Consider the following 25,313-nt stretch of genomic DNA (forward strand, 5'->3'; position numbering starts at 1 on the left):
TTCTCTATCTGGTGTCAGCGGCGGATACGAGCCTGAAGGAACGACAGCACGTCAGCGACCGGCAGCGCTTGCGGCTCGGCCTCGGTACGGCTCTTGTATTCCAGGTTACCTTCGGCAAGGCCGCGGTCACTGACCACGATCCGGTGAGGAATGCCGATCAGCTCCATGTCCGCGAACTTGATGCCCGGGCTGGTTTTCTTGTCGCGATCGTCCAGCAGCACTTCGAAGCCGGCAGCGGTCAGTTCCGCGTACAGCTTGTCGGTCGCTTCGCGAACCTGCTCGGTTTCGTAGCGCAGAGGCACCAGGGCGATCTGGAAGGGCGCGAGGGCGTCGCTCCAGATGATGCCTTTCTCGTCATTGTTCTGCTCGATGGCCGCAGCTACTACGCGGGACACGCCGATGCCATAGCAGCCCATTTCCAGGGTGACCGGCTTGCCGTTCTCGCCGAGTACTTCGCACTTCATCGCTTTGCTGTACTTGTTGCCCAGCTGGAAGATGTGCCCGACTTCGATGCCGCGCTTGATTTCCAGGGTGCCTTTGCCGTCAGGGCTAGGGTCGCCGGACACGACGTTACGCAGGTCGGCAACGGTCGGTACTGGCAGATCGCGCTCCCAGTTCACGCCGAAGTAGTGTTTGTCGTCGATGTTGGCACCGATGCCGAAGTCGCTCATCAGTTCGACGGAACGGTCGATGATGATTGGCAGCGGCAGGTTCAGCGGGCCAAGGGAGCCGGCGCCGGCGCCAATGGCGTCACGCAGTTCGGCTTCAGAGGCCATGACCAGCGGGCTGGCGACGCCAGGCTGGTTGGCGGCCTTGATTTCGTTCAGCTCGTGGTCGCCACGGATGATCAGGGCAATCAGCTTGCCTTTCTCTTCAGCGTGAACCACCAGGGTCTTGATGGTTTTTTCGATTGGCAGGTTGAAGCCTTCGACCAGTTGCGCAATGGTCTTGGCGTTCGGGGTGTCGACCAGGCGCAACTCTTCAGACGGTGCGGCGCGCGAGGTCTCCCGTGGTACGGCTTCGGCTTTCTCGATGTTCGCTGCGTAGTCGGAACCGTTGCTGAAGACAATGTCGTCTTCACCGGATTCGGCCAGTACGTGGAACTCGTGGGAGCCGGCGCCGCCGATGGAGCCGTTGTCGGCTTCTACAGGGCGGAACTTCAGGCCGAGGCGGGTGAACACGTTGCAGTACGCCTGGTGCATGCGGTCGTAAGTGATCTGCAGCGATGCCTGGTCGGCGTGGAAGGAGTAAGCGTCCTTCATGATGAATTCGCGACCGCGCATCAAGCCGAAGCGTGGGCGGATTTCGTCACGGAATTTGGTCTGGATCTGGTACAGGTTGATCGGCAGCTGCTTGTAGCTGCTCAACTCGTTGCGCATCAGGTCGGTGATCACTTCTTCGTGAGTCGGACCGGCGCAGAAGTCGCGACCGTGACGATCCTTGAAGCGCAGCAGTTCAGGGCCGTACTCTTCCCAGCGACCGGATTCCTGCCACAGCTCAGCCGGTTGAGTGCTCGGCATCAACACTTCGAGAGAGCCGGCGGCGTTCATTTCTTCACGAACGACGGCTTCGACCTTGCGCATCACTCGCAAGCCCATCGGCAGCCAGGTGTACAGGCCGGAGGCGAGTTTGCGGATCATGCCGGCGCGCAGCATCAGCTGATGGCTGACGACGACCGCATCGGAAGGCGTTTCTTTCTGTGTGGCGAGCAAATATTGACTGGTGCGCATGGTAGGCCGTTGTCGGTTGCTGAAGACTAGAAGTGACGAAGCATTGTACGGGCGAGATTTGCTGGCGTACAGGATTGCGGCCGGCGGTGTGGCTTGAGTGCGGAGAAAGCCCCGCACTCAAGGGGCTATGATTCTTCGACGGCGGTAGCGGTCTGGGCAGGCTCGGGCGTTGGAGTCGGGCCTTCGCGGCGGTTTTCCTGGAACCAGTGCAGGGCGATCAACAGCAGGGTCGGCACGCCAAGCAGCGCTGTGATGATGAAGAAGTTGTGATAGCCGTATTTCTCCACCATGACTCCGGAGTAGCCGCCGATCAGGCGTGGCAGCAGGAGCATGATCGAGCTGAGCAGGGCGTACTGGGTCGCGGAAAACTTCAGGTTGGTCAGGCTCGACAGGTAGGCGACGAAGGCCGAGGTCGCCATGCCCGAACTGAAGTTGTCGAGGGAGATGGTGACGATCAGCATCTCCAGGTTGGCGCCCATGTCGGCGAGCATCACAAACAGCAGGTTGGTAGCAGCTGATGCGAACCCGCCGATGAACAGAATCGGCAGGATGCCGAAACGCACGATCAGCAGGCCACCCATGCCGGCGCCTACCAGGGTCATGATCAGGCCGAAGATCTTGCTGACGCCGGCGATCTGATCCTTGGTGAAGCCCAGGTCGATGTAGAACACGTTGGCCATTACGCCCATCACAGTGTCGGACATTCGGTAGGTGGCGATCAGGCCCAGCAGCAGAAAGGCCTGCCAGCGGTAGCGGACAACGAAGTCGTTGACGGGCGTCAGCACCGGGGCCAGGCCGCGGCGGCCCATGGTGGAGAGGCACAGGCTGGTCAGGATGATGTAGAGCAGCGCTCGTAGAAATGCCCGATCTTCCAGCAGCAGATCCAATGGGCTCATGGCGCCCGTGATGACGCTGGCGAAATCAGTGTTGTAGAGCTGGGTAAACATCGCGGGTACGGATACCAGCAAAACGATGAGTACGAATACCGAGGCGAGTTGGTGCACAAAGCTGTAGCGCCCGGCGGACAGCTGGGTACGCAGCGGCACGGGAGGTTCGCGCATCAGCAGGGTGGTCACCAACGCCGGGATCATCAGCAGGCCGAACAGCGCGTAGGTGCCGGTCCAGGCCGAGTGTTTGTAGTTGAACCCGGTGGAGCCGAAACCTTCGGCAATGAACAGTGCACCGGCTGTCGCCAGGAGCGCCGCGACCCGATAGCCGGACATATAACTGGCGGCCAATGCAGCTTGGCGCGTGTCGTCGACAATTTCCAGGCGATAGGCGTCGACGGCAATATCCTGGGTGGCAGAGGCGAACGCGACCAGAACGGCAATCGCAATCAGCCAGGACAGGTGCTTTTGCGGGTCGCAGAAACCCATGCCGATCAGGCCGAGGACCAGCAGTATTTGCGCCAGGACCAGCCACGAGCGTCGTCGGCCGAGTTTGCCGAGTAATGGCAGGCGCCACTGGTCGAGAAGTGGCGACCACACCCATTTAAACGCATAGGCCAGCCCGATCAGGCTGGCATAACCAATCGTTTCACGGGCTACGCCGGCCTCACGCAGCCAGACGGATAGCGTTGAGAACACCAGCATGTAGGGTAGGCCAGCGGCGAAACCCAGTAGCAATAGTACGAGCGTCGAGGGGCTGGCATAAGCAGCGAGCGCGGCGCGCCAGGTTTTACGGGGCATGGGCTGGAGTCTGCCTCAAAATTGCGAAAACAAAGCGCGCACTCTAACCGCTGTGCTCTACCGGGCGCCAGCCATGACGCTGAATATCAACACGATTGTTCAGGACACTGACACCTTCCATGCGCAAGCGTGCCCGCTGTTCATCGCCGGAGGGGCTTCCCGCTGGTAGGCTGAGGCGACCGCCGGCAGCCAATACACGATGCCAGGGCAGCTTGGTGTCGCCGGGCAACTGACTCAATGTGCGCCCCACCCAGCGGGCGGCCCGCCCCAAGCCTGCCAGTTCGGCGAGTTGACCGTAACTCACCACTTTGCCTTCCGGAACCTGGGCCAGGGTCAGGTAGAGCGTGGTTCGGCGCATCTGTGCCGGGGTCTCGGTTTCATGGTTGGCGTCAGTCACGTTGCCGCTTCCTGATGAGGGTGTTGAGGCTGCTTCCAGAGTAAGTCTTCCGTGAGCGAATGAAAATCTCGCCAAATCGGGTGTGGCCGGTAAAAACAGACAGGCACAAAAAAGCCCCGCTTTTGAGGGCGGGGCCTTTTACTAAATCAGGACAAGTTAGATAACTTGAACTTCTTCAGCTTGCATGCCTTTCTGACCGCGGGTAGCGATGAAAGAAACCTGTTGGCCTTCTTTCAGGCTTTTGAAGCCGTCGGATTGGATAGCTTTGAAGTGAACGAACAGGTCGTCACCGGATTGTGGAGTGATGAAGCCGAAGCCTTTTTCATCGTTGAACCACTTAACGGTACCGGTTTGGCGATTAGACATGGTGTAACTCCTTGAACAAAGATAACTGCGACTCAGGAAGAACCCTGGCCGAGACTGAGTGCAAAGAGCAGGAAAAATTCTTGTAGATGGTTGGATCGAAATTCAACATATCGTGTAGAGATTCTCAGTGACACAAGCAGCACAGTGGCGCCACCTTAACCCTTTTTCCTGAACGTGCCAATGGTCTTTGCGAAGGTTTCTCTGTTTTCATGACTGACGGTGTGCCGTATTGCCGCGAAGGCCCGGAAATCGTGGGGGATCGGCGAGAATTGTGCCCCGGACTTTGAACCGGCGGCGCGCCCCGGTAAGATGCCGGACAGAATTTTTCCACCTCGCTATTCAGGACACCCCCGCCATGAGCATCAAATCGGACAAGTGGATTCGCCGCATGGCGCAAGAGCACGGCATGATCGAGCCGTTCGTAGAGCGTCAGATGCGTGGCGAAGGCGCCGACCGGCTGATTTCCTTCGGCGTATCGAGCTACGGCTATGACGTGCGTTGCGCCGATGAATTCAAGGTGTTCACCAACATCAATTCGGCGACTGTCGATCCGAAAAACTTCGATGAGAAGAGCTTCGTCGACGTCAAAAGCGATGTCTGCATCATTCCGCCGAACTCTTTCGCGCTGGCGCGTACCGTCGAGTTCTTCCGTATTCCGCGCAATGTACTGACGATCTGCCTGGGCAAGAGCACCTACGCTCGTTGCGGCATCATCGTCAACGTCACGCCGCTGGAGCCGGAGTGGGAAGGTCACGTGACCCTGGAGTTCTCGAACACCACCACGTTGCCTGCAAAGATCTACGCCAACGAAGGCGTGGCGCAGATGCTGTTTTTCGAGTCCGACGAAGAGTGTGAAGTGTCTTATAAGGACCGTGGCGGCAAGTATCAGGGCCAGCGTGGCGTGACGCTGCCGCGTACCTGAGTCAGCCGTCTGACAAACCGTTGGAATTCCTGAGCGGGCGTACACTCTATGGGGTGTACTGCTCCGATGCGCGCAAGGCGTATCGGGCCATCGCTCAGGAGTGCTTCATGAAGATCGATCCGCGAGTAAGTGCCGAACTGGCAAGGCTTGAGCCCAATCAAGTGGGCCTGCTGGCCTGGTCATTGCTGGCGCATCCGCCTGTCACGCAGGCCGGCGGAATCCCTGGTCAGCCCGACCCCGATACCCCGAACGAACAACCGACGGAACCAGGCGAGCCTGGCGAACCCACCTTGCCGGATAAGCCGCCTCCCGCGCCGGTTGCCTGATTTTCCGCATCGAAATTCAATGGCCCGAGGTTGGATTGATCCCTGTGGGAGCGTGGCTTGCCCGCGATGAACGATAACGCGGGTTATCAGATAAATCGCGTTGCCCCATCGCGGGCAAGCCACGCTCCTACGGCATCTGGGGTTACTTGAGGTTGCCGCTGAGGAATTGCTTGAGGCGTTCGCTCTTCGGATTGCCGAGCACGTCTTCAGGCGCGCCTTCTTCCTCTACCAGCCCCTGATGCAGGAACAGCACCTGATTCGAGACTTTGCGGGCGAAGCTCATTTCGTGGGTCACCATGATCATGGTCCGGCCTTCTTCGGCCAAGCCCTGGATCACTTTGAGCACTTCGCCCACCAGCTCCGGGTCCAGCGCCGAGGTCGGTTCGTCGAACAGCATGACTTCCGGCTCCATCGCCAGTGCGCGGGCAATGGCAACACGTTGTTGCTGACCGCCCGACAGGAACGCCGGGTATTGATCGGCCACACGTGCCGCGAGGCCGACCTTGTCCAGATAACGCCGGGCGCGATCTTCGGCGTCTTTCTTGCTGACACCCAGCACCCGGCGCGGGGCCATGGTGATGTTTTCCAGCACCGTCATGTGGCTCCACAGGTTGAAGTGCTGGAACACCATTGCCAGGCGGGTACGAATTCGTTGCAGCTCGGCTTCATCGGCCACCCGCATGCCATGGGAGTCTTTGATCATGCGGATCGCTTGACCGTCCAGGCTCATGGCGCCGTCGTTGGGTTGCTCGAGAAAGTTGATGCAGCGCAAAAAGGTACTTTTGCCCGAGCCGCTGGCGCCGATCAGGCTGATCACGTCACCGGTCTTGGCCTTGAGCGAAACGCCTTTGAGCACTTCATGAGTGCCGTAGCATTTATGCAGGCCTTCGATGGTCAGTTTGTACATGGGGCATGCATCCTCAAGGCGAAAGTAGGTAGCCGGTGCGATAGGCTTCGAGGCCTGCAACATGGGCGATCACCATGCCTGCGGTGGCCATCCGGCGAGTCGAACGGGCGTAGAGCAGGCCGGCGTTGGCGCAATGAACCGGGGTCACGCGGTCGCCGATCGGGTCGATGATTTCGGCGATCAGTTGTCCCGCCTCCAGGTACTCGCCCGGCAGCACGTGGTACACCAGCAAGCCGCCGACCGGGGTTGCAACCGGTTCTACTGCGGCCAGTGGCGTGGCAGGGTAGGGCAGTTCGGGCAAGGGTGCGGCTTCACCTTCGATTGCGCCGAAATGAACCAGATAGTCGATCAGCGCCTGGCAATCGAGGCTGGCCAGCGGATGATTGACGTCGCCTTGACCGCGCAATTCGACGGTCACCGAGAAGCTGCCCAGCGGAATGTCGAAATGCTCACCGAAGCGTTCCTGCATTTGCCACCAGACCAGCGTGAAACACTCATCGAACGAATGACCGCCGGAGTCGGTGGCCAGCAGGCTGGCTTCGGCGCCGATGTAGCGCGCCAGTGGCTCGACTTGCGGCCAGGCCTCGGGCGTGGTGTACAGGTGCGCGACGGCTTCGAAATCACAATGCAGGTCCAGCACCATGTCCGCGTCGCAGGCCAGTGTTTGCAGGGTCAGGCGCTGGGATTGCAGTTGGGTGCGGGCGGTTTGCCGAGCCAGCGCATTGCGCAGGCTGCTGCGGATCAACTCAAGGTTGTGTTGTGGGTCGTCGTTGAGTTGCCCTTCGATCTCGTTGCCGACTTCTTCACCGAGGTCGACGAACCAGCGGTTGAAGTTCTGTCCGCTTTCCAGTTCATAGCGGCCCAGTGGCACGTCCATCAGCACTTGTTCGAGGCCAATCGGGTTGGCCACGGGCACCAGCACGATCTCGCTGCGCAGACGGCCGGCGGCTTCGAGCTCGGCCAGGCGCAGCTTGAGGTGCCAAGCCACCAGCATGCCGGGCATTTCGTCGGCGTGCAGCGAGGACTGGATGTAGATTTTGCCTTTGGCCTGGGTCGGGCCGAAGTGGAAGCTGTGGATCTGTCGTGCAGTGCCCGGCAGTGGGGCAAGCAGGTCATGGATCTGGTGGCGCATTTGCTTTTGTGTCCTGAAGCAGGAGAGCTAGTGAGTCGGCCCGAGGAACGCCAGCCATCGGCGTTCGGCCAGTCGGAACAGGCCGACCAGCGCAAAGGTGACGGTCAGGTAAATCAGCGCGGCAATGCCGAACGACTGAAAGGTCAGGAAGGTCGCCGAGTTGGCGTCACGAGCGACTTTCAGAACGTCCGGGACGGTGGCGGTGAAGGCTACAGTGGTCGAGTGCAGCATCAGGATCACTTCGTTGCTGTAGTACGGCAACGAACGACGCAGGGCCGACGGCATGATCACGTAGGCATATAGCTTCCAACCCGTCAGACCGTAGGCCTTGGCGGCTTCGACTTCACCGTGGTTCATACTGCGAATCGCCCCGGCGAAAATCTCCGTGGTGTAGGCGCAGGTGTTCAGGGCAAAGGCTAAGATGGTGCAGTTCATCGCATCGCGAAAGAACGCGTCGAGTACTGGCTGCGCACGGACCGCGGCCAGGCTGTAGATCCCGGTGTAGCAAATCAGCAGCTGGATATACAGCGGCGTACCGCGAAACAGGTAAGTGTAGAACTGCACCGGCCAGCGCACATAGAGCTTGCTGGAAACCCGGGCAATCGACAGCGGAATCGACACCAGGAAACCGATGAAGATCGAGGCGCTGAGCAGCCACATGGTCATCGCCAGGCCGGTGATGTGGTAGCCGTCGGTATAAAGGAACGGTTTCCAGTAGTCCTGTAGAAGTTCGATCATCGTACGGCCTCCCGGGCACCGGCGGCATAACGGCGTTCAAGCCTGCGCAGGACAAAGTTCGAAGCGCTGGTGATCAGCAGGTAAATCAAGGCGGCCAGCACCAGGAAGTAAAACAGTTGATAGGAGCTTTTACCGGCGTCCTGAGCCGCTTTGACCAGGTCCGCCAAGCCGATGATCGACACCAGCGCAGTGGCCTTGAGCATCACCATCCAGTTATTGCCGATGCCCGGCAGGGCAAAGCGCATCATCTGCGGGAACACCACGAAGCGAAACCGCTGGCCGCGCTTGAGGCCATAAGCCGTGGCGGCTTCGACCTGACCCCGTGGAACGGCGAGGATTGCGCCGCGAAAGGTCTCGGTGAAGTACGCGCCGTAGATAAAGCCCAGGGTGATGACCCCGGCGCTGAACGGGTTGATTTCGATGTACTCCCATTCCATCAGATCGGTCAGGGAGGTCAGCCAGGTTTGCAGGCTGTAGAAAATCAGCAGCATCAGCACCAGGTCCGGCACGCCGCGAATCAGGGTGGTGTAGATCTGGGCGGGAACTCGTAGCAGTTTGACGCTGGAGAGTTTGGCAGTGGCGCCGAGCAGGCCGAGCAACACGGCCACCAGCAGCGACAACACCGATAATTTGATGGTCATCCAAGTGCCTTGCATCAGCAGCGGGCCAAAGCCCTTCAAGCTGAAGGCAGAAAGCCCGAGGTTTTGTAAGAGTTGTTCGAACATAAAATCTGCAACCTGATAGCGTGAAAAAAGCGCCCATCACGAGGATGGGCGCCGGGCATTATTTGCCGCTGTACAGATTCAGATCACCGAAGTGTTTCTTTTGAATGGTCGCGTAGGTGCCATCATCGTGTAACGCTTTGATACCTTTATCGAGAAGGGCTTTGAGCTCTTTGTTACCTTTCGAGATACCGACAGCTGTTTTGGCTGGCAGCAAAGGATCGTTGACCGGCTTGCTGACTTCATAAGCAGCGCCTTGTGGCGACTTCAAGAAGCCCAGTTCGGCTTGCAGCATGTCCTGGATCGAGGCGTCCAGACGACCGGAAGTCAGGTCGGCGTAGACCTGATCCTGGTTGGCGTAGGCCTGAGTGGTCACGCCAGCCTTGTCCAGTACGGCCTTGGCGTAGGCTTCCTGGATGGTGCCTTGCTCGTAGCCGACCTTTTTACCCTTGAGCGAAGCCACGTCAGAAATGCCGGAGCCTTTCTTGTAGACCAGTGCGGTAGGGCCGGAGAACAGTTCGCTGGAGAAGTCGATGACTTTTTCGCGGGCTTCGGTGACGGTCATCGAAGAGATCACACCGTCGAATTTATTGGCCTTGAGGCCTGGAATCATGCCGTCGAAATCGCTTTCGACCCATTTGCACTTGACCTTCAGCTCGGCGCAGATCGCGTTGCCCAGATCAATGTCGAAGCCCACCAGGCTGCCGTCGGCCGCTTTGGACTCGAACGGAGCGTAGGAAGGGTCAACGCCAAAACGCAGTTCTTTATATTCCTTGGCCAGTGCGGAACCAGCGGCCATGCACAACGCCAGTGCAGAAAGGGTCAGCAATGCTTTTTTCATTATTAAATCCCTAAGAACCAATTTGAGCGCTTGTGGCGCGAAATTATTGTTACTGGAAAGCGTAAGACCTTATGAAAGTAGCAATTTCCGAACCAGAGTCCCGAACAAGCGTTTTAAAAGATGATTCAAGACACGTCTGGAGAGGAATCGTGCCCAAAAACGGGCGTGAACAAATTGCCGCACCAAAGTAGAGCGATCGGTGGCGAGGAAGCAAGCTCCCTCGTCACTGATCGCTCTACGTGTTACTTGCCTGGCACCAGGGTCAGCCGCGTTTTGCCATATACCTTGTCGAAGTTCTGCGGTTGCATCGGCAAGCTCATGTATTGGCCTTTGAGCCACGGGTCGATGCTGTCGATATAGTTCGGGCTGGCCGGGTTACCGGATTGGCCGGTGCCGCTCTGACCCATCAGCGGTTCGGCCTGGCCGAAGTCGACAATGAAACGCATCGCCGGCACCCGCGTCACGTTGAAATCCTGCCCCCACGTGTACGCGGCAGCATTCAATGTGGTGTGGTCACCTCCGGCTGACATGGCGCCACGCACGGTCTGGCCTCGGCTGTTTTTCCATTCGTAGTGGTGCAGTTTGCCCCACTGCCAGGCTTTGTGGTCGGCGCCCATCTGACTCTCGCCGGCGGTAATGGCCGCGGCCAGGCTACGGGCGAGAATGGTCGGTTTGTCTTCTTTTTGCTGCGTGCGCAGGTCATCCCAGAACGGGCTGTCTTCGCGGCCCAGCAAATGGTCGGCCTGGGCCGAGTAGGACAATTTGCCGTTGGCGACGAAGGCTTTCCACGTCGGGCTGGACTCTGGGCCGAGCTCGTCGAGGAAGATCTGCTTCATGCTTTCTTGCAGGAACAGTTCATAGATCGCTGCGTCGGCCGAAGTCGGGCTGAGCTTGCCGTCGAACGCCATCAAGCGGTTGTAAGCTTCGCGCGCTTTGCCGGCTTCGGCAGCAGGCAGTGCGTCGATCGCCTGTTTCAGCGGCTGGGACATGCCCGGGGCTTCAAACATCTTTTTCAGTTTGGCGGCGAACAGCGTGGTCTGGTCGTACTGCATCGCGATCATGCTGCGGCTGTCGTGCTTGCCGGCAGCCGCCAGCTCGGCGATGCGCTCGCCACGCTCGGGCGCGGCCCAGGAGTTGGACAGCTGCATGCCGTAACCATGAGGGATGACCCGCTGGTTGGCGGTGCCGACCCAGCCTTGGGCCGGGTCCTGGTCATAAGGGTGGAGCATCGGGTCGGCGTAACCGTCCCAGTCGTAACGACCTTCCCAGCCCGGCGATGGCAACAGGCCTTCACCTTCGCGGCGGTTCGGGAAGCGCCCGGTGACTTGCCAGCCGATGTGGCTGGCATCGGCGAATACCATGTTCAGCGCGATAGCGCGGATTTCACGGCTGGCGTCCGAGGCTTTCTCTGCGCTCTGCGCACGGGACAAGTCGAAGAAGGCATCGAGGCTCTTGTCGTCGGTAAAGTTCGGCATCTGCAACGCCAGACCGAAACCATTGCCCAGTGCGCTGCCTTGGGCGCTGTTGAGCAGCGGGCCGTGACGGGTTTCGTACACGGCTTCGCGAATCGGCCGCTGGCCTTTGACGAAGTAGGTTTCGTTGCGAACCGTCACCGGTTGCCATTTGCCTGAGACTTCGTAGCTCAGGCCATTGCCTTGACGCTTGAGCTTTTCAAGGAACAGGTCCTGGTTATCGCCCATGACCGCGGTCATGCTCCACGCCACTTTACCGTTGAAACCGGCGAGGACCATCGGCAGGCCGGCAACGGAAACCCCGGCCGCCTGGTACTTCGGCGAACGGATCTGTACGTAGTTCCACAGCGACGGCACGCCAATCGGGAATTGGCTGTCGCTGGCCAGCAGGCTCTTGCCGCTGCGACTGCGCTGCGGGGCAATTGCCCAGTTGCTCGACGCCGTGGCGCCGAGCAAATTCAATGCGGACAACTGGTCGCCGGCTTTACTGAGTTCGCTCAGGCCCGGGACCGTGCCGTTGAGCTTCACGCCTTTAAGCTTTTCAGCTTCGGCGAGTGGCAGCTTTTCGTCCGGATACGACGGCAACAGCCACGGGAGTTTGTCTGTCGTGACGGTTTGCGCCATCACCAGCGAAGCGATTTCTTGCGGCAGGTTGGCTGACTGGCTGAAATTCAGCAGGCAGAAAATCAGCGCCGAATCTTCCGGTTTCCAGTATTCAGGTTGGTAGCCAGTGGCGGCCAGGTCTGACGGCAGTTTGTCGCGATAGCGGAACAGGTAGGCGTTGACCCCGCGTGCATAGACTTCAAAGAAGCGTTGCAGGCGCGGAGAGGAGGCCTTGTAGAGCTCGTCGGCACTTTTCTTCAGATTGACTGCGCGCATGTAGCGGTCAGCGTCGAGCATCTCTGCGCCGGACATCTCCGACAGGCGACCCTGGGCCAGCAGGCGCATGGTGACCATCTGGGTGATGCGATCACTGGCGTGTACGTAGCCGAGGGTGAACAGTGCGTCGTGGAAGGTGTTGCTTTCGATCAGCGGCACGCCCATGGCATTGCGCCGCACTGAAACGTTCTGCGCCAACCCTTTGAGCGGCTGCACGCCTGCGGTGGGTGGCAGGCTGTCCTGGGCATTCCAGGTCTGGCAACCGGTGAGGCTGAGCACACTGGCCACTGCTGCGGCAACGCCGAACCGGGGAAGAAAAGATGTAAAGGCTGGCGAGGCCATGGCAAAGCTCCTGCGGGAGTAGAGGCGCAATAAAGGCGCTACGTTAGTGAGCAGGAGAAGGCCGCGCAAGCGGGTGCCGATCTTATTTCAAGGTTTGTCCGATAAATCAAAGAATTTGACGCTGGAGGCTGTATCTGTGGTGGGGGAGCTTGCTCCCGCTGGACTGCGTAGCAGTCCCATTTTCAGGCCCGCTTCGCGCCCCAGCGGGAGCAAGCTCCCTCGCCACAGGGGACTGCGCTGTTTTCAGGGGATTGGCGTTCACGATGACTTGCCTGGAGGAAGAGGTAATGCTCAAGTGTGGAAAATTCAATGACCCGTGCAAGAGATAACTCGCCATGGAACTTCAGGCAAACGCAGTGCTTATTCTGATCGATCAGCAAAAAGGCATTCATCACCCCAGGCTTGGACCACGCAATAACCCCCACGCCGAGGAGCGGATGGCCGAGTTGTTGAGGGAATGGCGGCGCATGGCGCGGCCGGTGATTCATGTGCAGCATTTGTCCCGCTCGCCGGAATCGGTGTTCTGGCCACAGCAGTCGGGTGTCGAGTTTCAGGAACGGTTCGAGCCGCAATCGGGCGAGTGTGTGATCCAGAAACAGGTCCCCGATGCGTTCAGCGGGACGACGCTTGCAGCGGGTTTGCGTGAGGCGGGGATCGAGCAACTGATCATTGTCGGCGTGGCGACCCATAACTCGGTCGAGTCCACGGCGCGTACGGCGGGCAATCTGGGGTTTGAAACCTGGGTCGTGGAAGACGCCTGCTACACCTTCGACAAGTTCGACTTCTTCGGCAACAAGCATTCGGCGCAGGAGGTGCACGCCATGTCGCTGGGCAATCTGCACGGGGAGTATGCGACGGTGATTCGCACAGCCGAGATTCTGATGGCTGATTAAAACCTGTGGGAGCAAGGCTTGCCCGCGATGAACGATGACGCGTAATACCTCAGATACCGAGGCGATCCTATCGCGGGCAAGCCTTGCTCCTACAGGGGGGATGCGTTGTGTTAACGCATCAAGCGCCGTGGCACTTCTTGAACTTCTTGCCGTTGCCGCATGGGCAAGGGTCGTTGCGGCCAACGTCTTTCAACGCGTTGCGCACCGGCTCCTGGTGAGCGTGGCCGCAGTTCGGGCCATGAACATGGCCATGGTCGTGATCATGGTGGTCGTGATGGTCATGATCGTGGTTGCAGTCAGGGCCATGGACATGGGGTTGCTGGGTCATCGAGGTTACTCCGGAATAAAATCGCCGGGAATTATCTCGCCATTATTGGCCAGGTGCACGTCATTGCCGATGAATAATCCGGTTTGAAGCGTTCCTTCCAGGCGATAGGGGATCGGCTGGTCGGGTTTCTTCAGCAATTTCACCACGTCGCGCAGGTGTTGCCAGAGGTTGGTGCGGATCGGCACCTGGAAATAGCTGCTGCTTTTCGGGTCGACGGTGAACCATTCGCTGGCCTCGCCTTCGGCCAGCAGGAAATCGCTTAAATGAATCCGGTACACCAGGCCGCGAACTCTAAGGTCGGAGTCGTTGGGGTTGTCGACGCGAAAGTAGAGCATGAATTTCTGCTCAAGGAGTTTGGCGCGCACCACTTCGACTTTGAGCAGGTGGACTTGCGGGTCGAGGCTGTCATCAGCGAACCAGGACGCGCAGCCACCGAGGCTCAGGAACATGAACAGGGTGACAATTCGTAAGGCGCGCTGCTGATGGGTCATAGTGGTATTTCTCCTTGACCCCCAGTCTAGCCCCAAAAGATCGCCTCAAACGGTGAAATAACTCGCACAACACTTCTTGAATTTCTGCCCGCTGGCGCAGGGGCATGCATCATTGCGCCCGGCCTTGAGCTGTACAGTCGGGTCGATGAAGTACCAGCGCCCGGCGTTTTGCACAAAGGATGAGCGTTCGCGATGGCTGTGCTCGCCGGTGCTGTCGTGCCAGCGTGCGGTGAAGGTGACGAATGCATGTTCGGGCTGGCCGCCGAAGACCTCGGAGCTTTCCACCTCAAGGCCAAGCCAGGTGCTTTGCGCGCTCCATTCGCTGATCGACTGACGATCCAGGCCTGCCTGTTGGGCGGGCAGGGTGGTGGCCACCAGATAGTCGATCAGGCCCAGCACATAGGCGCTGTAGCGCGAACGCATCAAGGCTTCGGCGCATGGCGCGGGGTGGCCGGCGTGGTAATGGCCGCAGCAGGCATCCAGCAGGGTGCCACTGCCGCACGGGCAAATGGACGTACTCATCGTGTTACCACCAGTATTTTCCGAAGTTTTCCGGATTGGCCCAGAAGCGTGAATTGAGCCAGTCAGGCACTTGTTTGTAGTCAAGCAGATCGTAGGTAAACAGTGTCAGGACCTGTTCGTCACGCTGGAAGCGTTCGCTGGCCTGCAGTGCCAAGGAAAAGAAGTCGGTTTCTTGCCAGCCGCAGGCTTTCAGGTCTGCCAGCACCGCGATGCGGCTAGCGTTGAGATTGCGAATTCCGCCGAGCAGGTTCAGGCCATCGCGTTTGGGCAGATGCTCAAGGCAGTCGAGTGCCAGCGCCAGGTCGAAGCGTTGTGCGGCAAGCTCAGGTGGCAGAGGGCCGGGCGCGACTTGCGCGACGCAGGCATCCGGGTGCGCGAGCTTGAAAGCTTCGAGCGCCGGGAAGCCGCTGGCGCCGATCAGCAACAGACGTTGTGGCGCATAACGGTCGAGCAAGGCGGCGAGTGCTTGCTGGGGCGTGCGCGAAGAAATACCTGTGGTCATCGAAGATCCTCAATCAGATGTGCGAAGACTAGCCTGCCCGAACGTGCGGGCCTAGAGGTGGTTTGCAGGCAATGGTGAGGCCCGCCGTAAATACGCGGCGAAAAGCCGTGGAGTCGAACGGGTGATGGACCGCTGATCGACAGATGCGACGCTCTAAACCGCCCGTTCAGAAGAATTTTCGTTGGCCTCTGGCTTATCCGTTGCGGAAGTCGGTACTGTGCGTGCAAAGAATAATGATCTGCGGGGGGCGTACATGAAGGTGCTTTGGGGCTTGGGGAAGGGGTTGACCCTGTTGTTCTGGCTGGTGGTGCTGGTCAATCTGATCAGCCCGTTGATCGGTCCGTTTCATTTGATGATCAATCTGATCGGCTGTCTGTTGCTGATGACCCATGTTGTGGAGTTGGTGCTCTTTAACCGCAACCTTAAAGAGCGGGCTCATCCGTGGCGTGATCGCTGGCAGATCCTCATTGTCGGTATTTTCCATGTGCAAACCCTTGCAGCTCCTGCCGCCGGGGAGGTTCGCCATGCGTAAGCTCTGCCTGCTCACCGCCTTGATCAGCCCGATGGCGATGGCTCAAGTGGTCACGGTCGAGACCAACTCGCTGCTGCGTTTGCCCAATACCGCCAGCACCTTGCAGTTGGAGCGCCTGGAAGTCGCCGATAATGGCACGCTGCTGATCCCCTCGAACGTGACCGAATTGAGCGTTGGCGAGTTGCGTCTGGGCCGCGAGGCACGGATCGCCATTGTCCCCAGCGAACAGGCTCTGCAACTGAATATCAGCCGTGCGCAGCTTGCCAGTGGCAGCCAGATCACCTCGCGAGGCGCACCCGGCACTTACCTCAAGGCCGCCCGCGCCGGGCGCAACCTGAATCTGCGGATTGCCTCGCTGAATGCTCCCGAGTTGTCGGTGGATGCCCGTGGCGGCGCCGGTGCGCCAGGTTACGTGGGGCTTGATGGCGGCAACGGCCAGGAGCCGGGTTGCACATGGGGCCAGGCCGGGCATGGGGCGGATGGTGACAATGGTGGCGATGGTCATGCCGGGGCGCCGGGTGCGCAGGTCCGGGTGGAATTACCGCGTGATTACCCGGCCCAGCAGATCAAGGTGCTGGTCGACGGTGGCGCCGGCGGCGTAGCGGGTGCCGGTGGCAAGCCCGGCGCAGGCGGAAAGGCCAAGGGGTGTTTCGTCTACCGTGCCGACGGCGGTAAAAGCGGTCGTGCAGGTGCGCAAGGTCAGCCAGGTCCTGCCGGGGCGGCAGGTGCCGTGACGGTACAGCGGTTGTAACAATTGGCGAGTCCCCCTGTGGCGAGGGGGCTTGCCCCCGCTGGGTCGCAAAGCGGCCCCAGAACCAGCGCTCCCGTTCCTTCAGAATGCATGCGGTGACTGGTTTACGACTGCTTCGCCCGAGCGCGGACCGGCCGACGGGGGCAAGCCCCCTCGCCACAAAAGCCCTGCTGGGCTTGCGTTATCCCTAGAACATCGGCCGAGCCGAAGCCACCGCCACCAGCAGCAACCCCAGCAATAGATTGATCCCCACCAAGCGCCGAATCTTGCCCAGCATCGCCGCACCCGTCGGCCAATCCTCGGCCAGCACCGCTTTACGCAATTCCGGCAGATTCAGCGCCTGAATGCGGATAAACAGCGCGGTCATCACCAGGTACAGCCCCATCATGATCTGCACGTAACGCGGTGCGGTTTCAAAACCGCTGAAGCGCAGATGAATCAGCCCGACACCACTGATCGGCAAGATCACCACCGCGACCCAGACCCAGACAAAAAAACCTTGAAACACTTCTACCCACAGCTTCAGTCGCGCAGGCCCTTCAAGTGCCTTCATGGCGGCGGGGCGCAGGACCATCCAGGCGAAAAACATGCCGCCGACCCAGATCAGGGCCGCCAGTACATGCAGGGTATAAATGAGGGCGAAAGGTGTCATTGGGGTACTCCGTTCTGCGCGGGATTAATTAGCGGGGTATGATAGCCGCCGATCCGAACCACTGAAAATTTATCCAGCGTTTTTTGCGCCCGACAATCCATGATCAGCACAGAACTCAAAACCACGATCCAGGGCGCCTACTCGCGTTTTCTCGAAGCCAAGAGCCTCAAGCCGCGTTACGGCCAGCGCCTGATGATCGCCGAAATTGCCAAGGTCCTCGGTGACATCGACACCGACGACGAAGGCCGGCGCAGTGGCGACCCCGCGATTGTCGCGGTGGAAGCCGGCACCGGTACCGGGAAAACCGTGGCCTACAGCCTGGCGGCGATTCCGACTGCCAAGGCCGCCGGCAAACGCCTGGTGATCGCTACCGCCACCGTCGCCCTGCAGGAACAGATCGTCTACAAGGACCTGCCGGACCTGATGCGCAACAGCGGGCTGAACTTCAGCTTTGCGCTGGCCAAGGGCCGTGGCCGCTACATGTGCCTGTCCAAGCTCGACATGTTGTTGCAGGAAGGCCACGCGCAAACCGCTACCGCGCAGCTGTTCGAAGAAGAAGGCTTCAAGATCGAGGTCGATGAAGCCAGTCAGAAACTGTTCACCAGCATGATCGAAAAACTTGCCGGCAATAAATGGGACGGCGACCGCGACAGTTGGTCCACCGCCCTTGAAGATGCGGATTGGGCGCGCCTGACCACCGATCACAGCCAGTGCACCAACCGTCATTGCCCCAACTTCGGTCAGTGCGCCTTCTACAAGGCCCGCGAAGGCATGGGCAAGGTGGACGTGATCGTCACCAACCACGACATGGTCCTCGCTGACCTGGCCTTGGGCGGCGGAGCCGTCCTGCCCGACCCGCGCGACACCATCTACGTGTTCGACGAAGGCCATCACCTGCCGGACAAGGCGATCGGCCACTTCGCCCATTACACGCGTTTGCGTTCCACCGCCGACTGGCTGGAAACGACCGCCAAGAACCTCACCAAATTGCTGGCCCAGCACCCGTTGCCGGGCGATCTGGGCAAGCTGATCGAACAAGTGCCGGAGCTGGCGCGAGAGATCAAGACCCAGCAGCAGTTCATGTTCACCGCCTGCGAACAGGTTGCCGAATTCAAGCCCGGCGAAGACGTCGAGGGCCGCGAACGGCCACGTCATCGTTTCGTCGGCGGGGTGATTCCCGAGCATATGCGCGAGATGGGCGTCGAGCTGAAGAAAGGCTTCGCGCGCCTGACTGATGTCTTTACCCGGCTCACCGAGCTGCTCAAGGAAGGCATGGATGGCGAGGTCAATATCGGCATCGCCAGCAATCAGGCCGAAGAATGGTATCCGCTGTTTGGCAGCCTGCTGTCCCGTTCCCAGGGCAACTGGGAGCTGTGGACCGCATTCACCGCCGAAGACCCGGAAGACAACCCGCCGATGGCGCGCTGGCTGACCCTGGCCGAAAGCGGTTCGCTGTTCGATATCGAGGTCAACGCCAGCCCGATCCTGGCGGCGGAAATGCTCCGACGCAACCTGTGGAATGTGGCTTACGGTGCGCTGGTGACCTCGGCCACCTTGACCGCACTGGGCACCTTCGACCGTTTCCGCATGCGCGCCGGTCTGCCGAAAAAGGCCGTGACGGCGGTGGTGCCGAGCCCGTTCCATCACGCTGACGCAGGCGTGCTGCGGGTGCCGGACCTGCGCGCCGACCCACGGGACGCGGCGGCCCACACCGCGGCGATCATTCGTGACCTGCCGGAACTGGTCGAAGGCTCGCGCGGCACGCTGGTGCTGTTCTCTTCGCGCAAACAGATGCAGGACGTGTTCGACGGCCTGGACCGCGACTGGCGCAAGCAAGTGTTCATTCAAGGCAACCTGTCGAAGCAGGAAACCCTGAACAAGCACAAGGCGCGGGTCGATGGCGGTGACTCCAGCGTGCTGTTCGGCCTGGCGAGTTTCGCCGAGGGTGTCGACTTGCCGGGTGCTTACTGCGAGCACGTGGTGATCGCCAAAATCCCGTTCTCGGTCCCGGACGATCCGGTCGAAGCCGCGCTGGCCGAATGGATTGAAGCCCGAGGTGGTAATCCGTTCATGGAAATCTCGGTGCCCGACGCCTCGCTCAAGCTGGTTCAGGCTTGCGGGCGCCTGCTGCGCACCGAAGAAGACCGCGGCACCATCACTTTGCTTGACCGGCGTCTGGTCACGCAACGCTACGGCAAAGCTATCCTCAACGCGCTGCCGCCGTTTCGCCGCGAAATATCTTGAGACACGGTGGGCGAAATCGCCCACTTCGTTGTCTATCCCCCCACTACCGATTCCACACAGGCCGTTCACTGGTCGTTAGGGAGAACCTGGTTCATATGATTCGCCGTTCGTTACCCGCTGTTTTTGCCCTGATGTTCGCTGCGCCACTGCTGGCGGCTCCGGCCGGACAACAGACGCTGTTCAACTTTGTCCGGCCCGCCGATGTGGTCCAGGTGGCGACCCAGGACGCCAGCCTGCCGCAGTCCAACGCAGAGCAAACGGCCGAAGGTGAAGTGCTGCGCCGGGTGACCTTCAACCCGGCGGCTCAACCGAACCTGCGTCTGACTCCGCAAAGCGGCGCCTGGGACTGGTCGCAGTCTGGTGTCATGAGCTTGCGTATCCAGAGTGCAATGAACTGGCCTGTAACGCTCTACGTGAAAATCCAGAGTAACGACGGCAAGACCTTGGTCAGCCGCATCGATTTGCCGGCCGGGCCTGCGCAAACCTTGCTGGTTCCGCTGACACCGAGTTCGCCACTGAGCCAGGGCCTGAAAGCCGGGCCGCCGATGCCGATCACTGTCGAAGGCCAGCGCGTATTGCTGACCAGCAGCACGGGTGAACTGGATCGCAGCCAGGTGGTGTCGGTGACGCTGTCGATGGATCAGCCAAAAGTCGCCCAGAGCATCATGCTTGAGCGCTTTGGCGTGCAGGACGGCGAGTCGGTGGTCAAGGCCGCCTACGGTTCGTTAGTGGACGCTTATGGTCAGTCCACGCGAGCGAAATGGCCGGAAAAAGTCACCAGCGACGAGCAACTCAAAGCGGCGGCAAACAAAGAACAACAGCAACTGAAAACCTGGCTGGCCGAGCGTAAACGCTCGTCCCTGGACACGTTCGGTGGCTGGAGCAAAGGCCCGGCGTTCAAGGCCAGCGGCTTCTTTCGTACTGAAAAGCGTGACGGTCGCTGGTATCTGGTGACCCCGGAAGGTCACCCGTTCTATTCCCTGGGAGTCAATACAGTCACCGCCGATACCAGCCAGACCTACGTCGCCGGGCGCGAAGCCATGTTCGAGTCGTTGCCCGCTAACGACGAGCCATTGGCCAGCCATTACGGTGAAGGCGACAACCGCAATGGCAATGGTGCCGATCAGGGACGTGGGTTCAATGCCGGTCGCTGGTATGACTTCTACGGTGCCAACCTGCAGCGCACTTATGGCCAACCGTGTGCGGTGACGAGTGAAACCAAGGCTGATGAAGCCAAAGCCGAAGAAGCCAAGGCCGACACCGCCACAACCCCGTGCACCTCCCACACGTTCGACGAAAAACGCTGGACCGGCCATACACTCGACCGTCTGCAAGCCTGGGGTTTCAACACCATCGGCGACTGGAGCGCCCCGGCGCTGGGCTTGAATGACCGTGTGCCGTACACCTTGCCGCTGTCCATCGTTGGCGATTACGCCAGCATCAGCACCGGCACCGACTGGTGGGGCGGCATGCCCGACCCGTTCGACCCGCGTTTCGCCATGGCCACCGAGCGTGCCGTGGCCATTGCTGCACGCGATCACCGTGACGACCCATGGCTTATCGGTTACTTCGCCGATAACGAACTGGCCTGGGCCGGTCCCGGCGATGACCCGAAGGCCCGTTATGCCTTGGCGTACGGTACTTTGAAAATGACCACCGACGTGCCGGCCAAACGGGCGTTCCTCAAGCAACTGCGGGACAAATACCGTAACCAGGCGGGCTTGTCGAAAGCCTGGGGCATTGATTTGCCGGCCTGGGAATTGATGGAAGACCCGGGGTTCGTGCCGCCGCTGCCAAGTGCGGAACACCCGGAAATCGAAGCCGACTTCAAATATTTCCAGAAAGTTTTCGCCGACACCTATTTCAAGACCATCGCCGATTCGCTGAAATGGCACGCACCCAACCACCTGCTGCTTGGTGGTCGGTTTGCCACCAGCACACCTGAGGCTGTCGAGTCTTGCGCGCAGTACTGCGACGTCCTGAGCTTCAACATGTACACGCTTAAACCTCAGGACGGTTATGACTTCGCCAAACTACAGGCGTTGGACAAACCGGTGCTGATCACCGAGTTCAACTTCGGTTCGCGTGATCGCGGTCCGTTCTGGGGCGGAGTAACGGAGCTGGCGAAGGAAGAAGACCGTGGGCCGGCCTACGCCAATTTCGTCAAGCAAGCGGTGAGTGAACCGTCGATTGTCGGCGTGCATTGGTTCCAGTACCTCGATCAACCGGTGAGCGGTCGCCTGCTGGACGGTGAAAACGGCCATTTCGGTCTGGTCGGGATCACCGATCTGCCGTTCCAGGGCTTTGTCGAAAGTGTGCGCAAGGCCAACTTGCAGGCCGTCGATCAGCTCGGCAAAGAAGCCGAGAAGGCCAAGGCTGCGGCGGATAAAGCCGACAGTGCCGGTCATGAAGACACAGCTGGGAAGAAAGGCCGCGACAGCAAGGGTGCAGGGCAGGGCGCTGGCCATGCAGGTGGGCATTCCGCCAATGGTCATTAAAGCCTGCGATCTTTTGATCTTTTGATCGCTGACCTATTAACGATTACGGCAACCGCCGAGCCCGCCCCTGTTCCCAAATCGCTCAAGGGCTGGAACAATGCAGGTCATTGTGTCGAAACGTTTTTTCGGAGAGTTACGGGTGCTGATTCAGGGTCATTACGAGCTTAAATTTGAAGCGGTACGTGAAGCTTTCGCGGCACTCTTCGACGATCCCCAGGAACGCGGCGCGGCACTGTGCATACAAATTGGCGGTGAAACCGTCGTCGACCTTTGGGCCGGTACTGCCGACAAGGATGGTCACGAGGCTTGGCACAGCGACACCATTGCCAACCTGTTCTCCTGCACCAAGACCTTTGCTGCAGTGACTGCCCTGCAACTGGTCGCCGAAGGCAAGTTGCAGCTCGATATTCCGGTCGCCAGGTATTGGCCGGAATTCGCCGCTGCCGGCAAGGAGGCGATCACCTTGCGTCAGTTGCTCTGCCATCAGGCCGGTCTGCCGGCCTTGCGCGAGTTGCTACCCCCTGAAGCACTCTATAACTGGCAAACCATGGTCGACGCGCTGGCCGCCGAAGCCCCTTGGTGGACGCCCGGTGAAGGCCATGGTTATGCGGCGATCACTTATGGCTGGCTGGTCGGGGAACTGCTGCGACGCGCCGATGGCCGTGGTCCGGGCGAGTCGATCGTGGCACGTGTTGCGCGACCGCTGGGGCTGGATTTTCATGTCGGCCTGGCGGATGAAGAGTTTCATCGCGTGGCGCACATCGCGCGTGGCAAGGGCAATGTCGGCGATGCGGCGGCGCAGCGTTTGCTGCAAGTGACGATGCGTGAGCCGAAGGCCATGACCACTCTGGCGTTTACCAACCCGCCATCGATCATGACCAGTACCAACAAGCCGGAGTGGCGTCGTATGCAACAACCGGCAGCGAATGGCCACGGCAATGCCCGCAGCCTGGCCGGATTCTATAGCGGTCTGCTCGATGGCAGCCTGCTGGAAAGCGAGATGCTCCAGGAACTGACTCGCGAGCACAGCCTGGGCGAAGACAAGACTTTACTGACCCGGACCCGTTTTGGTCTGGGTTGTATGCTCGATCAACCGGACGTACCCAACGCGACCTTTGGCCTCGGCCCTCGAGCGTTTGGTCATCCGGGTGCTGGTGGCTCCATCGGTTTCGCTGACCCGGAACATGATGTGGCCTTCGGTTTTGTGACCAATACCCTTGGGCCATATGTGTTGATGGACCCTCGTGCGCAGAAGCTTGTGCGGGTTTTAGCCGCCTGTCTGTAAAGGGTAGCTTCAAGGCATTTTTTTGAAAAAAACTTGCCCAATGGTCGCAGGACGGAACCCTGTGGCTTCTATAGTTTCAAAGCGTCTGTTTTATACGGGTCGTAGCGGCCCACAGCTTCTTATCTCATTTTGTGGATATCCCCATGTCACTGAACAAATCTCTAGCCTTGGCACTGTGTCTCAGCATTACCGGTTGCGCGCAAACCCCACAAAATGATGCAGACGGGGCCCACTGGTGGTCATTCGGTTCCGGTTCGGACAAAGCCGCTGCCAAACCGGACGCGAAGGCCGCTGAAGACGCTGCAGCCGCGAAGGCCAAATCGACTGCAAGTGCTGCCGCGCCAACCACCCCGGCTGCAGTTCCAGGTTCTTCAGCTGCCGCAGCAGCCAAGGCCGATAGCGAAAGCAAATGGTGGTGGCCGTTCGGCGACCAGCCAAAAGCCATCACCAAGGCCGACATCAAAGATGTGCCGATGCCTGATCCGAAAATCACCCAGGCCTGGCTGGACAGCTACGAGCCACGCTTGCGGTCTGCGGTCCAGGACGGCCATATGCAGGTTGAACGTCGTGAGAATGTGCTGGTGGTCGTAGTGCCAGTGGATGACTCTTTCAACCCGAAACGTCCAGCCATGCTGCTGCCGTCGTCCCTGGGGCAGTTCACCAAGATCGCCAAGCTGGTTGAGCCCGATACCCAGGCTGCCGTCCTGGTACTTGGCCACGGCGACGCTGTGGGCACAACTTCCGACGCTCAACAACTGAGCAAGGACCGTGCGACTTCCGTTGCGTCGATCTTCAGCCTCAGTGGCTTGAAGCGTGATCGTCTGATGTTGCGTGGCATGGGCAGCTTGATGCCGCGCGCCGCCAATGACAGCGCCCAGGGCCGTGCCTTGAACCGTCGCGTGGAAATCATGCTGACCCAGCGCACCACCATGCTGGCATTGCTGAACAAATACAGCCAGCCGACCCCACCACCGGTGGAAATGGTTGCAGCGCAGCCCGTCAAGCCCGCAGCACCAGCCGTGGCCACGAAAAAAGCAACGTCGAAGAAGAAAGGCGCTGTCTCGAAAAAGGCTCCGGCGAAGAAAGCTCCGGCCAAAAAACAGCCGGCCAAGAAGCCAGCAGCTGCAGCCAAAGCGGATACAGCGGCAAAAAGCACCAGCGGCCAGTAATCGGCCAGCAACTGACTGATCAAGCACAAGGAAAACGCTATGCCCCGGACTTTGGCTGATATGCGTCGTGACTACACTCGCGATGGTTTGACCGAGGCTCAGGCCCCGGCCGAGCCATTCGCGCTGTTTCATCAGTGGTTTGCCGAGGCGGTAAATACCGAGCAACCTCCGGTCGAGGCGAATGCCATGACCCTGGCCACGGTTGATCAGGACGGTCGCCCGCATTGCCGAATCCTGTTGCTCAAGGGGCTTGATGATCAGGGGTTTACCTTCTTCACCAACTACGACAGTGCCAAGGGGCAGCAGCTGGCGGGCAATCCGTTTGCTGCCATGACCTTCTTCTGGCCGACCCTGGAGCGCCAGGTGCGTATCGAGGGTCGAGTGGTGAAGGTCACGCCGCAGGAGTCCGATGCCTATTTCCAGGTACGGCCGCTGGGCAGTCGCCTGGGGGCCTGGGCGTCTCCGCAGAGTCAGGTGATTGCCGATCGTGCCGAGCTGGAAGGGCTGCTCAAAGTCACTGAACAGCGCTTCAGCGATAGCCAGCCGCATTGCCCGGAACATTGGGGCGGCTATCGTTTGTTGCCAGAACGCATCGAGTTCTGGCAGGGTCGGGCGAGTCGTTTGCATGACCGTCTGAACTATCGTCTGCAAGGCGCGGACTGGAGTCGCGAGCGCCTGGCACCGTAAACCGGCTACACAGTGGGGTAGGTGGCAGCCGCCGCCTCCAGCCACTGTGGCAGGTCCCGACGTTTGATATTCTGCTGCCGGGCAATAGCCAATTGTTGCAGCATGAACGCCTTTTTCCGCTCGTCATTGCCGGCAAGTGCCAGCGCCAGATCACGGTCCATCCAGCGTTTGATCCGCACGTACAGCCACCAATGGAAGTACAGTCCGGCAACGGTGGTGGCGACAATGATGAAGTAATCCATGGAAATCCTTGGTGCAATGGCGCAGATTCTGGAATTTGGCGCTACTGTGTGATGA

Annotated in this window: 26 protein-coding genes; 10 read left to right on the top strand and 16 right to left on the bottom strand. The window is 59.9% G+C overall.

Features of this window, described 5'->3' with window-relative positions; genetic code table 11:
• Positions 1-14: 14 nt before the first annotated feature.
• From AO353_RS16920 to AO353_RS16935, 4 genes are all read right to left on the bottom strand, one after another.
• Positions 15-1,730, bottom strand: a complete 1,716-nt coding sequence (locus tag AO353_RS16920; protein ID WP_054595984.1) for a proline--tRNA ligase — start codon at positions 1,728-1,730, stop codon at positions 15-17.
• Between the two features lie 125 nt (positions 1,731-1,855).
• A complete protein-coding gene (locus AO353_RS16925) occupies positions 1,856-3,418 on the bottom strand; it encodes an AmpG family muropeptide MFS transporter (RefSeq protein WP_054595985.1) in 1,563 nt (520 codons plus the stop codon).
• A 43-nt stretch (positions 3,419-3,461) separates the two neighbouring features.
• The gene (locus AO353_RS16930; RefSeq protein ID WP_219731303.1) at positions 3,462-3,776 is read right to left on the bottom strand and encodes an MGMT family protein; all 315 of its coding nucleotides are present in this window, start codon (positions 3,774-3,776) and stop codon (positions 3,462-3,464) included.
• A 195-nt stretch (positions 3,777-3,971) separates the two neighbouring features.
• Entirely contained in the window at positions 3,972-4,181 is a 210-nt protein-coding gene (locus tag AO353_RS16935; RefSeq protein ID WP_002554837.1) for a cold-shock protein, read from the bottom strand.
• Between the two features lie 355 nt (positions 4,182-4,536).
• Here AO353_RS16935 and dcd point away from each other — a divergent pair, with 355 nt between their 5' ends.
• Together dcd and AO353_RS16945 are read left to right on the top strand one after the other, a co-directional pair.
• Positions 4,537-5,103, top strand: coding sequence for a dCTP deaminase (gene dcd / locus AO353_RS16940; RefSeq protein ID WP_019692149.1), 567 nt, complete (start codon positions 4,537-4,539; stop codon positions 5,101-5,103).
• A gap of 107 nt (positions 5,104-5,210) precedes the next feature.
• Positions 5,211-5,429: a hypothetical protein gene (locus AO353_RS16945; protein ID WP_054595987.1), complete on the top strand. Its 219-nt coding sequence runs from the start codon at positions 5,211-5,213 to the stop codon at positions 5,427-5,429.
• A 142-nt stretch (positions 5,430-5,571) separates the two neighbouring features.
• On the opposite strand, the gene AO353_RS16950 is transcribed toward AO353_RS16945, so the two are convergent.
• The 6 genes from AO353_RS16950 to AO353_RS16975 all read right to left on the bottom strand — a co-directional run bounded on the left by AO353_RS16950 (position 5,572) and on the right by AO353_RS16975 (position 12,462).
• A complete protein-coding gene (locus AO353_RS16950; protein ID WP_054595988.1) occupies positions 5,572-6,336 on the bottom strand; it encodes an ABC transporter ATP-binding protein in 765 nt (254 codons plus the stop codon).
• A 13-nt stretch (positions 6,337-6,349) separates the two neighbouring features.
• Positions 6,350-7,468, bottom strand: coding sequence for a succinylglutamate desuccinylase/aspartoacylase family protein (locus AO353_RS16955; protein WP_054595989.1), 1,119 nt, complete (start codon positions 7,466-7,468; stop codon positions 6,350-6,352).
• Between the two features lie 27 nt (positions 7,469-7,495).
• The gene (locus tag AO353_RS16960; protein WP_054595990.1) at positions 7,496-8,206 is read right to left on the bottom strand and encodes an ABC transporter permease; all 711 of its coding nucleotides are present in this window, start codon (positions 8,204-8,206) and stop codon (positions 7,496-7,498) included.
• Positions 8,203-8,931, bottom strand: a complete 729-nt coding sequence (locus AO353_RS16965; RefSeq protein WP_054595991.1) for an ABC transporter permease — start codon at positions 8,929-8,931, stop codon at positions 8,203-8,205. Before AO353_RS16965 ends, AO353_RS16960 begins: the two co-directional genes overlap by 4 nt.
• A 58-nt stretch (positions 8,932-8,989) precedes the next feature.
• Positions 8,990-9,769 carry a transporter substrate-binding domain-containing protein gene (locus AO353_RS16970; protein ID WP_054595992.1) on the bottom strand — a complete coding sequence of 260 codons (780 nt, stop codon included), beginning with the start codon at positions 9,767-9,769 and terminating at the stop codon, positions 8,990-8,992.
• Positions 9,770-10,011: 242 nt separating this feature from the next.
• On the bottom strand, positions 10,012-12,462 hold the full coding sequence (locus AO353_RS16975; RefSeq protein ID WP_054595993.1) for a penicillin acylase family protein: 2,451 nt from the start codon (positions 12,460-12,462) through the stop codon (positions 10,012-10,014).
• A 335-nt stretch (positions 12,463-12,797) separates the two neighbouring features.
• Here AO353_RS16975 and AO353_RS16980 point away from each other — a divergent pair, with 335 nt between their 5' ends.
• Positions 12,798-13,355 (top strand): cysteine hydrolase family protein, encoded by a 558-nt coding sequence (locus AO353_RS16980; protein WP_054595994.1) that lies wholly within the window; start codon positions 12,798-12,800, stop codon positions 13,353-13,355.
• A 118-nt stretch (positions 13,356-13,473) separates the two neighbouring features.
• Here AO353_RS16980 and AO353_RS16985 read toward each other — a convergent pair whose 3' ends face one another.
• Genes AO353_RS16985 through AO353_RS17000 form a run of 4 tightly spaced genes read right to left on the bottom strand, consistent with a single transcriptional unit; the run spans position 13,474 to position 15,198 of the window.
• On the bottom strand, positions 13,474-13,683 hold the full coding sequence (locus AO353_RS16985; protein ID WP_007906737.1) for an SEC-C metal-binding domain-containing protein: 210 nt from the start codon (positions 13,681-13,683) through the stop codon (positions 13,474-13,476).
• A 5-nt stretch (positions 13,684-13,688) separates the two neighbouring features.
• Positions 13,689-14,174, bottom strand: a complete 486-nt coding sequence (locus tag AO353_RS16990; RefSeq protein WP_054595995.1) for an LEA type 2 family protein — start codon at positions 14,172-14,174, stop codon at positions 13,689-13,691.
• Positions 14,175-14,219: 45 nt separating this feature from the next.
• Complete coding sequence (locus tag AO353_RS16995; RefSeq protein WP_054595996.1) at positions 14,220-14,696, bottom strand: YchJ family protein; 477 nt, start codon at positions 14,694-14,696, stop codon at positions 14,220-14,222.
• A gap of 4 nt (positions 14,697-14,700) precedes the next feature.
• Positions 14,701-15,198, bottom strand: a complete 498-nt coding sequence (locus AO353_RS17000; RefSeq protein WP_054595997.1) for a DUF6231 family protein — start codon at positions 15,196-15,198, stop codon at positions 14,701-14,703.
• A gap of 253 nt (positions 15,199-15,451) precedes the next feature.
• Between AO353_RS17000 and AO353_RS17005 the strand changes: the two genes are divergently transcribed.
• The gene (locus tag AO353_RS17005; RefSeq protein WP_054595998.1) at positions 15,452-15,730 is read left to right on the top strand and encodes a DUF1145 domain-containing protein; all 279 of its coding nucleotides are present in this window, start codon (positions 15,452-15,454) and stop codon (positions 15,728-15,730) included.
• Complete coding sequence (locus AO353_RS17010) at positions 15,723-16,481, top strand: hypothetical protein (protein WP_054595999.1); 759 nt, start codon at positions 15,723-15,725, stop codon at positions 16,479-16,481. The genes AO353_RS17005 and AO353_RS17010 overlap by 8 nt, the downstream gene beginning before the upstream one ends.
• 187 nt (positions 16,482-16,668) lie before the next feature.
• Here the strand turns inward: AO353_RS17010 and AO353_RS17015 are convergent, their stop codons facing one another.
• Complete coding sequence (locus tag AO353_RS17015; RefSeq protein WP_054596000.1) at positions 16,669-17,133, bottom strand: CopD family protein; 465 nt, start codon at positions 17,131-17,133, stop codon at positions 16,669-16,671.
• A gap of 99 nt (positions 17,134-17,232) precedes the next feature.
• Here AO353_RS17015 and dinG point away from each other — a divergent pair, with 99 nt between their 5' ends.
• The 5 genes from dinG (at position 17,233) to pdxH (ending at position 25,016) form a co-directional block, all read left to right on the top strand.
• Entirely contained in the window at positions 17,233-19,377 is a 2,145-nt protein-coding gene (gene dinG, locus AO353_RS17020) for an ATP-dependent DNA helicase DinG (protein ID WP_019692164.1), read from the top strand.
• 95 nt (positions 19,378-19,472) lie between these two features.
• Positions 19,473-21,875: a beta-galactosidase gene (locus AO353_RS17025; protein ID WP_054596001.1), complete on the top strand. Its 2,403-nt coding sequence runs from the start codon at positions 19,473-19,475 to the stop codon at positions 21,873-21,875.
• 139 nt (positions 21,876-22,014) lie between these two features.
• Positions 22,015-23,160, top strand: coding sequence for a serine hydrolase domain-containing protein (locus AO353_RS17030; protein ID WP_054598257.1), 1,146 nt, complete (start codon positions 22,015-22,017; stop codon positions 23,158-23,160).
• A 143-nt stretch (positions 23,161-23,303) separates the two neighbouring features.
• Positions 23,304-24,329, top strand: a complete 1,026-nt coding sequence (locus tag AO353_RS17035) for an OmpA family protein (protein ID WP_054596002.1) — start codon at positions 23,304-23,306, stop codon at positions 24,327-24,329.
• Positions 24,330-24,368: 39 nt separating this feature from the next.
• Positions 24,369-25,016: a pyridoxamine 5'-phosphate oxidase gene (gene pdxH, locus AO353_RS17040; protein WP_054596003.1), complete on the top strand. Its 648-nt coding sequence runs from the start codon at positions 24,369-24,371 to the stop codon at positions 25,014-25,016.
• Between the two features lie 5 nt (positions 25,017-25,021).
• Here pdxH and AO353_RS17045 read toward each other — a convergent pair whose 3' ends face one another.
• Positions 25,022-25,258, bottom strand: a complete 237-nt coding sequence (locus tag AO353_RS17045; protein WP_054596004.1) for a hypothetical protein — start codon at positions 25,256-25,258, stop codon at positions 25,022-25,024.
• Positions 25,259-25,313: the final 55 nt, after the last annotated feature.

This window comes from Pseudomonas fluorescens, from assembly GCF_001307155.1.
GTDB lineage: Bacteria > Pseudomonadota > Gammaproteobacteria > Pseudomonadales > Pseudomonadaceae > Aquipseudomonas > Aquipseudomonas helvetica.